Annotated in this window: 13 protein-coding genes and 1 pseudogene; 5 read left to right on the forward strand and 9 right to left on the reverse strand. The window is 37.9% G+C overall.

The window, feature by feature from the left end; all coding sequences use genetic code 11:
- Nucleotides 1-49 precede the first annotated feature (49 nt).
- The 5 genes from CWB75_RS09750 to CWB75_RS09770 all read left to right on the forward strand — a co-directional run bounded on the left by CWB75_RS09750 (nt 50) and on the right by CWB75_RS09770 (nt 3,975).
- Nucleotides 50-526 carry a GNAT family N-acetyltransferase gene (locus CWB75_RS09750; RefSeq protein ID WP_138570518.1) on the forward strand — a complete coding sequence of 159 codons (477 nt, stop codon included), beginning with the start codon at nt 50-52 and terminating at the stop codon, nt 524-526.
- The gene (pseG, locus tag CWB75_RS09755; RefSeq protein ID WP_138570519.1) at nt 516-1,628 is read left to right on the forward strand and encodes a UDP-2,4-diacetamido-2,4,6-trideoxy-beta-L-altropyranose hydrolase; all 1,113 of its coding nucleotides are present in this window, start codon (nt 516-518) and stop codon (nt 1,626-1,628) included. Before CWB75_RS09750 ends, pseG begins: the two co-directional genes overlap by 11 nt.
- A gap of 73 nt (nt 1,629-1,701) precedes the next feature.
- Nucleotides 1,702-2,379 (forward strand): formyl transferase, encoded by a 678-nt coding sequence (locus tag CWB75_RS09760; RefSeq protein WP_138570520.1) that lies wholly within the window; start codon nt 1,702-1,704, stop codon nt 2,377-2,379.
- Nucleotides 2,380-2,381: 2 nt separating this feature from the next.
- Nucleotides 2,382-3,446: a pseudaminic acid synthase gene (gene pseI / locus CWB75_RS09765; protein ID WP_138570521.1), complete on the forward strand. Its 1,065-nt coding sequence runs from the start codon at nt 2,382-2,384 to the stop codon at nt 3,444-3,446.
- On the forward strand, nt 3,430-3,975 hold the full coding sequence (locus tag CWB75_RS09770; protein ID WP_232735517.1) for a GNAT family N-acetyltransferase: 546 nt from the start codon (nt 3,430-3,432) through the stop codon (nt 3,973-3,975). The genes pseI and CWB75_RS09770 overlap by 17 nt, the downstream gene beginning before the upstream one ends.
- Before the next feature lie 33 nt (nt 3,976-4,008).
- Here CWB75_RS09770 and CWB75_RS09775 read toward each other — a convergent pair whose 3' ends face one another.
- The 9 genes and pseudogenes from CWB75_RS09775 to flgJ form a co-directional block, all read right to left on the reverse strand.
- Complete coding sequence (locus tag CWB75_RS09775) at nt 4,009-6,024, reverse strand: motility associated factor glycosyltransferase family protein (RefSeq protein WP_138570522.1); 2,016 nt, start codon at nt 6,022-6,024, stop codon at nt 4,009-4,011.
- A 12-nt stretch (nt 6,025-6,036) separates the two neighbouring features.
- Nucleotides 6,037-7,461: a flagellar filament capping protein FliD gene (fliD, locus tag CWB75_RS09780; RefSeq protein ID WP_138570523.1), complete on the reverse strand. Its 1,425-nt coding sequence runs from the start codon at nt 7,459-7,461 to the stop codon at nt 6,037-6,039.
- Nucleotides 7,462-7,490: 29 nt separating this feature from the next.
- The gene (locus CWB75_RS09785; protein ID WP_138570524.1) at nt 7,491-7,877 is read right to left on the reverse strand and encodes a flagellar protein FlaG; all 387 of its coding nucleotides are present in this window, start codon (nt 7,875-7,877) and stop codon (nt 7,491-7,493) included.
- A gap of 100 nt (nt 7,878-7,977) precedes the next feature.
- Entirely contained in the window at nt 7,978-9,426 is a 1,449-nt protein-coding gene (locus CWB75_RS09790; RefSeq protein ID WP_138570525.1) for a flagellin, read from the reverse strand.
- Between the two features lie 217 nt (nt 9,427-9,643).
- A complete protein-coding gene (locus CWB75_RS19330) occupies nt 9,644-10,264 on the reverse strand; it encodes a flagellin (RefSeq protein ID WP_502704781.1) in 621 nt (206 codons plus the stop codon).
- A 417-nt stretch (nt 10,265-10,681) separates the two neighbouring features.
- Nucleotides 10,682-11,092 (reverse strand): annotated as a pseudogene (locus tag CWB75_RS19335) (flagellin N-terminal helical domain-containing protein); the annotation flags it as partial.
- A gap of 275 nt (nt 11,093-11,367) precedes the next feature.
- The gene (flgL, locus tag CWB75_RS09800) at nt 11,368-12,627 is read right to left on the reverse strand and encodes a flagellar hook-associated protein FlgL (RefSeq protein ID WP_138570527.1); all 1,260 of its coding nucleotides are present in this window, start codon (nt 12,625-12,627) and stop codon (nt 11,368-11,370) included.
- Between the two features lie 2 nt (nt 12,628-12,629).
- Complete coding sequence (flgK, locus tag CWB75_RS09805) at nt 12,630-14,636, reverse strand: flagellar hook-associated protein FlgK (protein WP_138570528.1); 2,007 nt, start codon at nt 14,634-14,636, stop codon at nt 12,630-12,632.
- A gap of 1 nt (nt 14,637) precedes the next feature.
- A complete protein-coding gene (gene flgJ, locus CWB75_RS09810) occupies nt 14,638-15,633 on the reverse strand; it encodes a flagellar assembly peptidoglycan hydrolase FlgJ (protein WP_010387885.1) in 996 nt (331 codons plus the stop codon).
- Nucleotides 15,634-15,735 lie beyond the last annotated feature (102 nt).

A 15,735-nucleotide genomic window follows, 5' to 3' on the forward strand; every position in this document is an offset into this window, starting at 1 on the left:
CTCGTTATAAAGTTGCGGTTTTAATACCTAATTTAGGATAGAAAATAAAATGATAACATTAAGGGAAGCCGAGCAAAGTGATTGTACTACTTTATACCAGTGGGCTAATGATCCTGTTATTCGCAGCTGCGCATTAAAAGACGCCCCAATTACCTTACAAAATCACTTAAATTGGTTTAATAAGCAACTAGCGTCTCTTAATAGTAAAATTTATATTGCATCTATTGACGACAAACCAATCGGACAAGTCAGATTTAATCAAACAGATCTTAATACATATGAAATAGACACGCATTTATCTCCTTGCAGTAGAGGCTATGGTTACGGTCGAAAAATGTTAAAACAAGCGCTAAAACTAATAGAAAAAAATAAAAATAGTACATTTATTGCGATTATTTTAATTGAAAATATAGCATCTATTAAATTATTCGAAGCCTGTAACTTTAAGCGTGAAAAAGAAACAACAATAGAAAATAAAAAATGTTTCATTTACATCCGTAAAGAGGCTCTAGAAGGTGAGCATTAATATAAATAAAGGTAATACCGAAACTCCGACTCGATTACTCAACATCGCTTTTAGAGTTGATGCTTCTTTACATATTGGTTCAGGCCATGTGATGCGTTGCCTCACACTAGCGGCAGCAATTAGAAAGGCTGCCAATGTTAATATCACTTTTTTCTGTCGCGATGCCACCGGTAATAGTAATGAAAATATAATCCAATCTGGGTTTGAGCTTGTTAGAATGGCTCCTCCAAAAAATACCATCGACTTAAAAAACTACAGCTCATGGCTGGGTACTAGCATAGATGATGACTGTGAAGAGTTTCTAAAATTAACAGCGGGGAAAAATTACGATTTAATCGTAATAGATCATTATGCTATTGATAACCATTGGCATAATAAAGTAAAAAGCATAACCAAAAAAATTATGGTTATTGACGATCTAGCGAACCGAAAACACAATTGTGACTTGTTATTAGATCAAACCTACCAATGCTCAACAGTTAAATACTCGCATCTGATAAATAACCATACAAAACTCCTACTTGGCTCAAGCTTTGCTTTATTAAGGCCTGAGTTTTTAGATTTTCAAAAAGCATCAATTGTAAAAAAAGAGCGCACCTTACTCATAATGTTTGGAGGAACAGATCCTGACAATTTGACTCTTCAAGTATTAGCGCGAGTAATCAAATTAAAATACTTTGAAAGAATTAATGTAATCCTAAATAAAACAGCAAAAAACGTGAAATCAGTGTTTAACTTTGCACTATGTCATAAAAAAGTCTTTTTACATATATCGCCAAGTAATATTGCGGAAATTATGTCAACGGCAACACTAGCGATTGGTGCAGCTGGAACAACATCATGGGAAAGATGCGCTTTAGGCCTTCCTGCTGTTGTTATTGTACAAGCAGACAATCAGCGAGAGATCGCTAACGCGCTTCAATTAGCTGAAGTGATCCGCTTTATTTCAATTGCAGAGATAGAAGGCAAGTTAATTAAAGAAATTGAATTTTGGCAAAATAGGTTAAAATTAAGTAATGATGTTCATAAAAATTGTATTAATATTTGTGATGGCAAAGGCACTGTAAGAGTCACCAACGAAGTGCTAAAAGTCATAGAATAGCAATTTACCTGAAGCTGAATAACTATTAATTTGACTATGAGATAGCGTCTCTAAAACCGATAAGCGATTGAATATGAACAATTACATTGTAGCTACAATTAAAGACTGGAATATTGCCCAATATAATAAACGCACGCCAGCTTATAATGGAAATTGGCATTTAATTACTGACAAAAAAGAGCTCACTTATAATCACTTAAAACATCTAAACCCTAAATATATATTTTTTCCTCATTGGAGCTGGATTGTTCCCGAAGAAATAATTAATAACTTTAATTGCGTTTGCTTTCATATGACTGATTTGCCTTATGGACGGGGCGGAAGCCCAATGCAGAATTTAATTTCTCTTGGCCATACCACCACAAAGTTAAGTGCCCTAAAAATGGAAGAAAGTATAGATACAGGCCCTATTTACCTAAAAAGGGCTCTATCTTTGGAGGGCACAGCGCAACAAATATTTTTACGCTGTTCAGCTTTAACTTTTGATATGATTGAGTTTATTGTTAACGAAAATCCTGAAGTAACACCTCAAGAAGGCCCTGTAACAGCATTTTCAAGACGCAATCCAAGCCAAAGTGTTATTGATACGAACTTAGAGCTGGATGATATCTTTGATCATATTCGCATGTTAGATGCCGATAGTTATCCAAAAGCATACATAAAACATGGAAAGTATAAGCTTGAGTTTACAAATGCCAAAAAAAGCAACGACGCTTTAACTGCCAATATAAAATTAACTTTACTTGAGTAATCATGAAAAATAAATTTGTAGAAATAGATGGTCGAAGAATAGGTTTAGACTATGAACCTTACATTGTTGCTGAGCTTTCAGCTAACCATAACGGCGATCTTAAAGAAGCCCTAAAAACAATTGAAGAAGCCGCTAAATGTGGGGCCGATGCAATAAAAATTCAATCATATACGCCCGATACAATGACTATCGACTGTAATAAGGACGAGTTTCAGATTAAAGGCGGGTTATGGGATGGTTATAATTTATATAAATTATATGAGTGGGCCCATACTCCTTTTGAGTGGCACAATGCACTGTTTGAAAAGGCCAAAGAAGTCGGTATCACTTTATTTTCGACACCGTTTGATGAAACAGCCGTTGAGCTGCTAGAAGCATTAAACCCCCCAGCTTATAAAGTGGCCTCTTTCGAATTAACCGATCTACCTCTCATCAAGCGAGTTGCTGAAACAGGTAAACCTATCATTATGTCTACTGGTATGGCTAATATCTCAGAGATAGAGGAAGCGATTAGCACAGCAAGAGATAATGGTTGTGATGAACTAATTGTATTGCATTGCATAAGTGCTTACCCTGCGCCATTCGAGCAAGCTAATTTAGCTACAATCTCGGATATTGCAACACGCTTTAACGTTATTACAGGCTTATCTGATCATACCTTAGGCACAACGGCAGCAATTGCATCAGTGGCTTTAGGAGCATGCTTTATTGAAAAGCATTTTATTTTAGATAGATCTAAAAAAGGGCCTGATTCAGAATTTTCAATTGAGCCTGAGCAGCTTAAATCAATTGTTAGTCAAAGCAAAGAAGTGTACAAATCGATAGGTAATCCAGGGTATGAAGTAAAATCAGCCGAAAGCGAAAACCTAAAATTTAGACGCTCTATTTATTTTATTGAAGACGTACCAGCAGGTACAGTTATAACAAAAAAACACATAAAAAGAATACGTCCAGGCTACGGTCTCCCCTGTAAGTATTACGATACGCTGATTGGTAAGAAAACTTCTGTAAATATAACAAGAGGAACAGCTGCTAAATGGGAGCTAATTGATGAAAAATCTAGTTAAAGTAACAAGTAATGAGGTGAAAGATATTTTTTTGCAAAGTATATCTTTAGACGATGTAAATGAAAATTATGTTGCTTGGCTTAATGATCCTCTAGTAAATCAGTACTTAGAAACTCGTTTTAGTAAACAGGATCTTAACTCAGTTAAGGATTATATTTCAGCTAATTTAAATAACCCGCTTGAACAATTATTTACGATTAGAACCAACAATAATAAACACATTGGGAATATTAAAGTTGGAAATATAAATAGGATTCATAATATTGCTCAAGTGAGCCTGTTTATTGGCGAAAAAGAAAGTTGGGGGAAAGGCTATGCAAATCAAGCTATCAAGCTAATTAACCAATATGCTTTCGAAACGTTATTGATTAGAAAACTAGTCGCCTGGGTTTACACCGACAATATTGGAAGTTTTAAAGCCTTTAAAAAGGCTGGCTATAGCAAAGAGTGTGTACTTAAAAATCATTATATATTGAATGGAAAACCAAGTGATCTAATCCAACTCTCTTTGTTTAATATTAAACCCTAATATAAGTAAGTTATTTACCAAAAAAGGCCAAAGCTAAGCTTTGGCCGGTTTATTATAGTTTTCAATAAACTCTAAATAAATACCTTTTACATGCTCATGAAACGCGTCAATACATGCATTTATAAATCCTGTACGCATTTCTAAATCATTGTAATAATAGCTACTTGTCATAATGTAAGCTTGAAAATATCTAAAAGTTCCCTGAATCAGCCAATAAACTACATTATCGTCTGCGGTGCTATTACGTAATGTAAGTAATATTTTATTTTGTAAATTAAACGCATCAGCAAGCTGCTCACGTGTTTCAAAATATTGAGAAGTAATTGATAACAGCTGCTCAAGAACATCTTTTGTTCTAGCTTTTATGGCTTCCATTTTAAAGTTAACGTTACCAGCAGATAATTGCTCTAAAGAAGTAGCCCTATTAAGTAGCTCTGTTATTTTATCTTGCTTATTACTAATTGGCTTCATATCAGTAATATCTTCAATACGTTTAGGCTCAGAATACTTTATAAATGCACCATTGGCCGTATTAAATACTTTAACATTGAGGTTTTTTTGGAGTAATAACTCTAAGTTACCCTTTGATGAGTCAAATATAGGAATCGTAAAGACCTCTTCGGTAAAATTACCTTTAACAACAAATGCTCCCTCAATACCTTGCTCAACCACTTTTTTATGCTTAAAGTCATTATCAAAATAGATACTATGTTTTGAATGATGATGCTCTTTAGATACAAAGCCTAAGTCAGTACCAACTAAATATACTTTCTTAAACCCCAACTCAATAGCTGTAGCAAGTGCTGTATTCGATACTGTTGGGTTACTGTAGTCAGGGTAGGTAAATTGCTTTTTTGTATCCAAAGCACGAATAAGACGACCGCCTGCATCATTTAATTTTGATAACAAATGCGCACTTTTAAAGCGCTTTAAAATACTATCGTATACCGTATTAAGTGCAACAATATTTATCTCATTTAATTTTATCTTTAGTCCAGAGACGCGATCTATTGACTCCACCCATTCTAGCAGCCCTGCACCTCGCTCCATTTCTATGTGAATATCAGGTTTAATATTATTACTAAGTAAGGCTCTTAATGCTGTACCACAAGAAATAATAATTATGTCATCTTGATTGGCTTTTAAAAATTCAATTGCATCATCAAGAGATGGGCCATTGGCAACAATAAATACAGAATCTTCTTGCAGAGTGTTATTTACTAACTCAGGCTTTTTCAATACTGGAAACTTTTCATTTAAATTAGCCAGAGTATGAGATACACCTATTATTTCATCTTCAAAAAAACCCCAGCCTGCAGACCAACGATGTCCGATACTTTTAATACGCTCAATTGTTTTCTCAATCAGTGGGCTATTATAATGCTTTAAGAAAAGAATTTGACTGAGGTTAAAATGACCCTGATTAAACAAAAACTTAGAAATTTCGTTAATCACTCCATCTTCACCACCAGAAACACGTATTGAAAATTGCCCACCATTGGCAGTGCATTTATCAAAAAGCGGCTTTAATTCGATACAATGTAAAAGTGCATAGAAGGTATCTTTACTCGGCTCAAATAAAAACACATTAAGTACATCTTTTTTCTTGAGTAACTCTTCTATCTGATAGCCTAACCCCCCACCTAAAAAACAAACAAAGTCGAGGCGCTTTTCTTCAGCAGGGTTATTTATTTTATTATCTGTTTCAGCGGTACGTACGTTGTAAATTGATTTTAATAGCGCAGCATGTTCAAAAACAATATTTGTGTCATCTTGGTGATTTATTTGATATTTGAAGTAAAGCGGGTTTTCTAGAAACTGAATAACTTGCTGTTTAGCGAATTCTCTAGGCTCATCTTGATAAACGAACTCATTATTGTTAAACAAGTTAGCATTGCCCATTTCATCGATTGCAACACCAGTATCGCTTGGCGTGTAATCTTTAAATGTTTCATAAATAGCTGGCATTTGCTCTTGCAGTAGAGCTAAATTTGCAAGCAGGGTTGCTTGCAACATCATTTTTGTTAATTCTTGCTGATTAGCGTCCAAAGTTCACTCCGCTTAACTTGATTTCTTAACCACCCCTGGTAGGTTAGCTAATTGTTGTTGTAAATAGCTGCCTGTTGAATTTAAATTGGCCACTAATAAATCCATTGCATTGTATTGGCTATATAATCGTTCTTCATATTTGGCCATACGAATATTAAATTTTTCTACATCAGTTTCTAGTTTAGAAAGCTGTGATTCACGACCTTCTATACGTGAACTAATAATACCATCAGAAGCCGTATAACCCTTAATAACAGTATCAAGCTGTGCAACAAAACCGCCTTTATCTTTTTCACCTACAAAAAAGGTTTGTAAGGCTTGAGGATCCTTTTCTATCGCAGCTTTTAATGCGTCAGAATCAATACTTAATTTACCAGAGCGCTCCGTTCTAATACCAAAATTAGCTAAAAAATCAGTGTTACCATTTCCCGTACTAAATTCTGAAGTTAACAATGAGCGCACCTGATTAACAGACCCTCTTAATAAAGAGTCTCCGGCAAGCGCCCCTACGCCCTCTTCAGCACTTGAGCGTCCCAGCTGTTTCGATAAATCAATAAAGGCATTAAATTTGTCTACAAATGAGCTCAAGCCAGTTGTAATATTTTTGTTATTTTCAGTTATAACAGCTTTACTTAAGTCATCGTCAGTGCCATGCATTTTTTTTGCATCAATGGTGACGCCTTCAATAACATCTTTAAACTCATTAGTACTGCTTGAAGCCACAAGCGTACCATCTATAGTGATAGAAGCATCGGTTGCTGCAGTTACCTCATTTAAATTTTCGGCATACGTTGTTGAAGTCGTATCACTATCATACGCCAAACGAGATAAACCTAAAAGATCCGTATTGCCACCGTCACCAGCATCATCGACTACAATTTTTATAGCATTTTCTGCGCCGGTTTCTTTACTCGACAATACCAATCGCTGACCTGTGTCATCAGTGATAATGGTGGCGTTTACCGAGTCATTATCAACTGAATCATTAATCGCATCACGAATATCGGCAAGCTTTGCTGTATCTGACACAGTAATATCGAAACTATCAGAACCAGAGCTGATCGTTAGCTTACCCTCACCCACCGCTTCATCGCCAGCTATAGCATCTGATGTTAGCTTATGGTTTTCGGCCAAACTATTAACTTTAATCGAGTAATTATTGGTTTGTGCATCTTTTTCAGAACTTAAAGTAACAAAATCATCACTGCCACTAATTGTTCTCTTTTGAAACTCCTCAATAGAGGATAGTGACTCCAATGAGCCATTTAGCTCCTCTAAAGACGCTTTTAGTGTTCCTACAGCAGATATATCAGTCGTGAAATTAGCTTGCTGTTTTGTTACTCGAGCTTGATAAGGGGACTTCTCAGCATTGACTAAAGCACTTACAATTTCGTTTACTTGAAGTCCGGAACCTATACCTGTAAATGAAATAGCCATAATTGTTACCCTCTTAAATTACTGAAATACTAAACTTTAAAATCAACCAATACACCCGTGGCTTCTGCCAATTTGGCCACTATACCTAATACTTCCTCTGACGGATATTGCTTAACCAAGTCACCACTCTCTTTATCGATAACCTTGATTACATTACGGCCAGAGTCTTCATCTACTTTAAATTGAAGGCTGCGGTTCATTTCACCCATAAAGTCCTGCAATTGCTGTACCACCTTTTCTAGCTTTTCAGGTGATAACTCCGTTTCAGAGACTTCGTTTCTACTTGCAGCAGTAGGGGTGGTTGTATTCTTCTGTTCATCAACATTTTGCTTAACTTGAGATGGGGCTTGATAACTTGAGGTAACCTCACCTTTTTGAGCTGAGTTGATGTTTAGATTTAAACTTTGCGTTTCCATAATTCGCTCCTACTATAAAGCGATATAAAGCTTTATACCTATACAAGAAAGGAAGGGTTGCCCCTTCCTTAGTAGTTAAAGTATAGAGCTTATTGTTAAATTAACCTAATAAGCTAAGTGCTGCCTGTGGTAACTGGTTAGACTGAGCTAAAATTGTTGTACCAGCCTGTTGCATAATCTGGTTTTTAGTCAGTTTAGCTGTTTCTGCAGCGTAATCGGTATCTTGTATACGGCTTTTAGAAGCCGATACGTTTTCTGATACATTTGAAAGGTTTGCTATGGTAAAGCCAAAGCGGTTTTGTACCGCACCTAAATCTGCACGCTGTGCATCAATCTGAGCAAGAGCAGCATCGATTGCTTTAATTGCATCTTGCGCACCAGCTGAAGTAGCACCTGAGATATCCACAGACTCAACTGAAGTTAATTCACTTGTACCACCTGTAGATGCAATATCAGCACCTGCAGCACCTTTACCGAACAGTTCATTTGCGCTCGTACCAGATATACCAATTTTATCGGCAGAGCTTAAGTTAAGCTCGGCAGAAACACTAAGTGAGCCTGCGGTGCTAGCAACAGCTTGACCACCAATAGTGAAAGCACTTGTATCACCTGCGCCAGTAACATCAATACCATCGATATTTGTCGCTTTAAAGGTAATTTCATCTTTAGCTTCATCAAAAACAGCATCATAACCATCAGCTTGCATCTCATTAGCAAGACGCGCCATATCACCACCAAAATCACCTAGGTCATATGAATCAACTGCAGTGGCACCCTTTTTAATCTCAATTACTGATGAACTTCCAGCTTTGATAGCACCAATTGTAGTTTCAAGTTTAGCTTCGGCATTTACACCAGAACCTGATGAATTTATTGTATCAGCAATTGTTGCCGCACCTTGGTTAGCACCAACAGTTACATCTGTACCATTAATGCTTAATGTATCTGCTGAAGTTACAATATTACCGGCTAAGTTGACCGTTTGAACATCCCCAAGCGCAGAAACTGTCGATGTTGCCGCACCTTTGATTTCATTCGCACCGATAGCATCAGCAGATACGTCACGAAGGCTTACATTAATTGTTTCATTAGCGTTTGAACCCACTTGGAACTGCTTAGTACCAAATGAACCATCTAATAAACTAGTACCACCGAATTTAGTTGTTTCTGCAATACGCGTTAATTCTTGTTGTAATGCGCCTACCTCTTTTTGAAGGGCTGCACGTGCATCAGCATCGTTTGAACCATTTGCTGATTGTAGTGCTAAATCACGCATACGTTGTAGGATGTTTGATGACTCTGTCATCGCACCCTCAGCGGTTTGCGACATTGAGATACCGTCATTAGCATTACGTTGAGCAACACCTAAGCCGTTAATTTGTGATGATAAACGGTTAGCAATTTGTAGACCAGCTGCATCATCTTTCGCGCTGTTGATTTTCATACCAGACGAAAGACGTTGCATTGATGTGCCTAATGCATCGCTAGATTTTGATAAGTTTCTTTGTGCATTTATTGATGCAACGTTAGTATTTACTGATAAAGCCATGTTATAACTCCTGATTACTTTCGTAATGTAACTAATTGATTTTAACCAAGAGCCATCACAATAAAAATCTGTTCAAGCTCCGTTCTAATTAAGTTAACGGCTGTTATAAAATTACCTTTAGCTTTTTTTTAAAAAAAACAGTAAAAACTTTTAGTTGATTGAAATACAAACAAAAAAGCCAAGTATAAATACTTGGCTTTTGTCATTTTAGTTATTATTAACCACCTAACAAGCTTAATGCAGCCTGTGGCAACTGATTTGCTTGCGACAGGATGGTAGTACCTGCTTGTTGCATTATTTGGTTTTTAGTCAATGTCGCTGTTTCAAGCGCATAATCGGTATCTTGAATACGGCTACGCGAAGCCGATACGTTTTCAGATACGTTAGCAAGATTGGCAATAGTAAAACCAAAACGGTTTTGCACCGCACCTAAATCGGCACGTTGCGCATCAATTTGTGCCAGTGCAGCGTCAATTGCTTTAATAGCGTCTTGCGCACCATCTGAAGTCGCGCCTGAAATATCAACACTCTCAATGCTTGTTAATGAACTAGTACCGCCTGATGATTGTATTGCAGCAGCCCCTGTACCAAATAATTCATTCGCAGTGGTCCCTGAAATACCTATTTTATTCGCTGATGATAAATTTAGCTCTGCGGACACACTAAATGAGTTCGCTGTGCTGGTTACTGCAGTTCCACCTATAGTAAAACCACTTTGATCAGTGCCTGTGATATCAATACCATCAACATCTGTGGCTTTAAAAGAAATTTCTTCAGTTGCAGGGTCATAAATGGCATCATAACCTGCCTGTTGCATGTCATTTGTTAATCGCTCCATCTCACCACCATAATTGCCTAAGTCAAATGACTTCTCAACCACGCCATTTTTCTTAATTTCAATCACACCTTTACTGTCTGATGTGATCCCAGCAAAAGTGGTATCAATTTTAGCCTCTGCAACCACACCGGCGCCTGACTTGTTGATCGTATCTGCAATAACAGCCGCACCAGAACCACCAGCAATAACAATATCTGTACCATTAATATTAACCGTATCAGCACTTGTACCATGATTGGTTGCTAAGTTAACAGTTTGTACATCGCCAAGCCTAGTATTTGCATCTGCGGCGTTACCTGGACCTTTGATTTCATGCGCACCAATTGAGTCTGCTGCTACATTACGTAAGCTTACATTAATGGTTTCATTCGCATTTGCACCTACTTGGAATTGTTTTGTACCAAATGTACCGTCAAGTAAGCTGGTTCCACCAAATTTGGTGGTGTCTGCAATTCGAGTAAGCTCTTGTTGCAGGGCTGCTACTTCTTTTTGTAGGGATGCACGGTCAACTGCACTGTTTGACCCATTGGCTGATTGCAGTGATAAGTCACGCATACGTTGTAAGATGTTTGCAGATTCTTGCATCGCACCTTCAGCAGTTTGCGCCATTGAAATACCATCGTTGGCATTACGCTGAGCAACCGTTAGGCCATTTACCTGAGACGTTAGTCGGTTGGCAATTTGTAAACCTGCAGCATCGTCTTTTGCGCTATTAATACGCAAACCAGATGATAGTCTCTGCATTGAAGTTTCAAGTGCCATGCTAGATTTAGATAGATTGCGTTGCCCATTAAGTGATGCAACATTCGTATTTACGCTTAAAGCCATTTTACCATCTCCTAGTTTCAATCAGAATGTGGTTCAAAATATTTAAGCAAAAACCACACTTTCTATAACTAGCTAAATGCATTAGTTGTGCCAACTAGTAAAAAAAGATTAACCTTATGTTTTAAAACAACTAAATAACACTTATTGCGGCTTTAAATTAGAAGTTAGCGATTTTTTGACAGAAAATAAAAAGGGGGTGACAGTTTTTTGCCGCTTCGTTAAGGCAAGTTATTACCTACTTTTCTCGTAAAGTAATAACCTGCCTTGGATGGTATTTATAAATAATCGAATAATGAAAGTTTAGCCAAGCGACCAAAAGTCGCTTGTGAAGCCTGTAAACCAGACTCATGTTTAGTAAGATCGCTGATGGCTTCAGCGGCATCAATCTCAATTAAGCTAGATCTGTTTTCTTGATTATTAATATCCAGTGCACTGTTTGAATCGGTCACACGCTCAACCACATTCATGCGTCCACCTAAACCAGCTTGTGTAAATACAATTTGTTCACTAGCATTTTTAAGCTGAATTAAACCATCCGATAATGCTTGGTTAATTTGCGCTTCATCAAGTTGTTCGTCATTTAGGCTAATGATCAAATCTTCCAGCGTATTCAATACATTTTCTTTGCTTGGTTTCTCAAGGGTGAAATCAAGCTGCCCAGGTGCTGCCCCCTCAAGTTGAATTTCCATACCTGCAAATTCAATCGGTTCATCGGTTACTTCACCCGTAACGGGTGGTACAAGAGGGTTACCATCACGTAATATTTCATATTGATCAGGCGCTGAAGGCGTTGCACCAGGGATAACATTAACGTTATAGGTATTGATCGTTGGAGAAATAAGCGGATCTGGGTCTGAGTTATAATTATCTTTATGAAAACGGTCAAACTCGCCTTGGTTTTCAACATAAACAGTTCCAGCGGTAATGCCGCCTGTTGGCGTTCCATCATTTGAAACTACATCGAGTCGCGCATCAACTCGTTCAAATACATTAAAGCCATTATCGCTTGATTTGATCTCAACGCCTTTTGCGATCGTCACTTCGTGTTGGCCTTGATCGCCTTGATATTCGTATTTGCCATTGGTGCTATTAAATGTATAAGTTTGAATATCGTCTTGATAGCCAGAGAAAAGGTATTTCCCTCCTTCAGATTGACTATTCATTAAGTTAAGCAGTGATTTTTGCAGTTCTTTTAGTTCACTGGCAACTGAAGCCAAATCACCTTCATCTAACGAACCATTGCCCGCTCGTATAGTTAACATTTGCGCTTCTAAAATAGTGTCGTTCATACCTTGTAATAAACTTTCTTCGGTTTCTAAACGCCCCTTTAGCTGATTAATATTCTTCGTCAGCTGCTCATTAGTTTCTATTTTATTGGTGTACAACATACCTTGCGAAATAGCAGCAGGGTTTTCAGAGGTACTCAAATATTTTTGACCTGTATTAACGCGCTCCTGCGCACCAGCTACATTTTGTTGATTCTCAAGTATTTTATTAATGTTATTTTGATACATTAAATTATTTGATAAACGCATAATTACCTCGCCGCACTCAATAAGGTGTCAAAAATAGCTCTCGCTGCAGTTAATACTTGTGCAGAAGCAGCATAAGATTGCTGGAAGCGCAGCAAATTAGCCGCCTCTTCATCTAAGTTTACGCCCGACAACGATTCGTACCAGGCTTCTGATTGTTGTGCTAAAGCATCAAATGCAGCACCATTGGTTTTTGCTTGACTGGTTACCACACCAACATCGGTGACTAATCCAGCATAGGCCTGATTCAATGTTTTATGATTATCAGCTGATGCGCTCGCTACTACATTTTGACGTACTAAATCAGTATTTTGTAAGTCAGCAAGTTTTTGGCCGTTGCGGTTATCATCAAAACCGCCTTCATTAAATTCTAAATTAAAGGTATCGCCCATTGCTGGTACGCCTTCAATATTAAAGTCAAAACCATAACCATCGTATGGTGCCCCGGCTTGAGCGAGTATATTGTTAGCAGGCGGTGTAACTGTAAACGTAGTTGTGCCATTACCATCAGTAAGTTGATATTCGTTAGCATTAGCTGTTTTAACAATGCTAATAGGGCCATTTGCTAAACCCAAAGGATTACTAAAGCTGCCAGTGGTAACATCGGTAACATTACCCGGTGAAATAGTCCCTGTACCTGTATTATCAAGGCCGTCTGATGTTCTAATTGGGGAGGCCAATGCAATGTCCTCACCTCGACCTGTTGTCAGCGATATATTGCCAGCCGCGCCACTATTAAGTTTTACCTGAAATTGGTCACCGGCATTACCGGCTCCGGTTACGTTTAGCTCTAAACCAAACGACTCCCCGCTGGTGATAGCTGCTGAATCGATAATGCCACTGGGTGGGATAATTGCTAAAGAGGCTGTGCCTAAAGGTTCACCTTTATTATCAATTGGCTGAATACTTACTTCGTTAGGATTACCTGTATATGTAATCACAAAGTCACTGGCTGGCAGTTCACTGCCTTTACCTGCCTCAACGGTTGCTGACATATTAGCTGTTCCGGTGTTTGCTTGATAAACAAAAGCACTGACCGTTGGGATATCAAAAATATCCCCTCCGAGCTCACCGTTTGCATCCATACCTAGACGGTTTTGCTGATTAAAAGAATCAGCAAGCGCAATACCCATCTGGCCTATTTGATTTTGTGCAGGCACCAAAATATCGTCTCTAAATGCCAATAAACCGCCAATTTTACCTTTGAGTTTAGTAGGGTCTATATCTAATGGCACAGCCTTACCGCCATTTACATCTAAACGTAGCTCTTTAAAGTTAGCATCAGGATCGCCACTGATCGAAAATAAGTTAAATGACCCATTTTGCATAACAACCGCTTCACCTGTACCCATAAACACTTGTTTTTCACCATTAGGGCCATCAAGTGTTTCTATATCAATCAGCTCAGATAAATCACGTATTGCTTTATCACGCTCATTGTAAGCTGAGCTCGCATCGGCTTCGTTTTTAGTACCATGAACACCCGCAATTTCTTGATTTAACGAACTAATACTTTCGATTAACGTATTCGCCTCTTCTGAAAAAATCTCTAATTGCTCATTAACCACCGCTTTTTGCTCTGAAACGATACCTGCAAGCCGATCCATTTGATCAATCAGGTTTTGCGCATCACTCATCACCAACGAACGCGCAACTGTTGATGAAGGTTGATTAAGAGCTTCTTGCACGTTATTAAACATTGAGTTGATACTAGTTGATAAGCTGTTTGATTTTTCTGAAAAAATTTGATCAACCCGACTCGCTTCACTAACAAATTGATCAAAAAAACTTTTATTTGAAGTATCTCGGTTTAATTGCTTTTGCGCAAACTCATTCAATAAACGATACGTTTGACCACGGCCTACCTGATTATCAATCATGGTGGTAAATTCGGTGCGCTCACGTACATACCCTTCGGTATTAACATTTGCAATGTTTTTACTTGTCGTTTGCAATAACTCAGAGTTTGCTCTTATTCCTGAATTAGCAATATTTAATAAATTAAACGACATGTTACTCTACTCCCTGGCGGATCACGCTTGTGGCGATATTCTTCAATTCGTTACTGTTCAGCACTCTTTTTATTTTGTCTGCATAGTTAGGATCGGTTGCATAACCAGCTTGCTGTAAAGAGTCTAAAAATTTATGCGGCTTTGCCGTATTGTTTAATGCATCTTGATAGCGCGGGTTCTGTGTTAAAAAATCCACAAAATCATTCACGCTATCTTTTATCGAATCATACGCTCTAAAGCTTGCTTGCTTTTTAACTGCAGCACCTTGCTCAAACTCTAAAGTGACTTTACTGGCCTTTTCACCCTGCCAACTTTTATCTGACTTAATATTGAATAAATTGTTTGAGCTATTACCATCACCTTTACTAATAATATGTTTACCCCAGCCAGTTTCTAATGCTGCTTGTGCGACCATAACCGCCGGATTTAAACCAATTTTTTTAGCCGCTGTTTTTGCGTGTTCCCACACGGTGCTTACAAATTCCTCAGCATTTTCAAATGTGCCAGACGCTATGTTTTGTTCGCTTTTTTCAGTTGAATCAACGAGCGGTACTTTTTCAGTGACCTTTTGGTTTTCTTGATGAGGTAAGGTGCTACCAGCACGTTGGTCACTAAAGAAATCTGACGTTGTGCGAAGAACAGAGCCTGGCATAAAGTTTTTTCCATCTGGCGATAATTGCTGCACAATTAAATCTGCAAGACCCAAAGAGCCATTTGATGAAAGCTCTGAAGCCATCTGTTGGTCGTGCATTTCTTCAAAAAACTTAACGCCACTAGCATTAAACGGGCTTTCTTTATCTTCAAAAGCCTCATTGGCTTTACGCATACTTTTAAGCAGCATTTGGGTGAATATAGCTTCAAATTGTGCCGCCGCTTTTTTTAACGCCGCTTTAGATGCATCGGTTGATGCATCACCGCTGTTTAAAGCATCTCGACGCAAAGAGTCTAAGTTGCCTAAATCAAAAAAGTTTTGCTTATCTAGATGATTTGTTTCCATCAGCTTTTTGACACAATAATTAATAATACCTAGTTAAATGCAATAATTGAGCCAAAAGAAGAGTAGCGATGAAAGGTTAAGGATGAAAGGTTAAGGGTTAAG

It is taken from the genome of Pseudoalteromonas sp. S1608 (assembly GCF_005887265.1).
Lineage (GTDB): Bacteria > Pseudomonadota > Gammaproteobacteria > Enterobacterales > Alteromonadaceae > Pseudoalteromonas > Pseudoalteromonas undina.

Excerpts from the sequence above, each read along its gene's own strand:
- CWB75_RS09750 (WP_138570518.1), top strand. The coding sequence starts at position 50 with ATGATAACATTAAGGGAAGCCGAGCAAAGTGATTGTACTACTTTATAC.
- CWB75_RS09760 (WP_138570520.1), top strand. The coding sequence starts at position 1,702 with ATGAACAATTACATTGTAGCTACAATTAAAGACTGGAATATTGCCCAA.
- pseI (WP_138570521.1), top strand. The coding sequence starts at position 2,382 with ATGAAAAATAAATTTGTAGAAATAGATGGTCGAAGAATAGGTTTAGAC.
- CWB75_RS09770 (WP_232735517.1), top strand. The coding sequence starts at position 3,430 with ATGAAAAATCTAGTTAAAGTAACAAGTAATGAGGTGAAAGATATTTTT.
- fliD (WP_138570523.1), bottom strand. The coding sequence starts at position 7,461 with ATGGCTATTTCATTTACAGGTATAGGTTCCGGACTTCAAGTAAACGAA.
- CWB75_RS09785 (WP_138570524.1), bottom strand. The coding sequence starts at position 7,877 with ATGGAAACGCAAAGTTTAAATCTAAACATCAACTCAGCTCAAAAAGGT.
- CWB75_RS09790 (WP_138570525.1), bottom strand. The coding sequence starts at position 9,426 with ATGGCTTTATCAGTAAATACTAACGTTGCATCAATAAATGCACAAAGA.
- CWB75_RS19330 (WP_502704781.1), bottom strand. The coding sequence starts at position 10,264 with ATGGAGCGATTAACAAATGACATGCAACAGGCAGGTTATGATGCCATT.
- flgL (WP_138570527.1), bottom strand. The coding sequence starts at position 12,627 with ATGCGTTTATCAAATAATTTAATGTATCAAAATAACATTAATAAAATA.
- flgK (WP_138570528.1), bottom strand. The coding sequence starts at position 14,636 with ATGTCGTTTAATTTATTAAATATTGCTAATTCAGGAATAAGAGCAAAC.
- flgJ (WP_010387885.1), bottom strand. The coding sequence starts at position 15,633 with ATGGAAACAAATCATCTAGATAAGCAAAACTTTTTTGATTTAGGCAAC.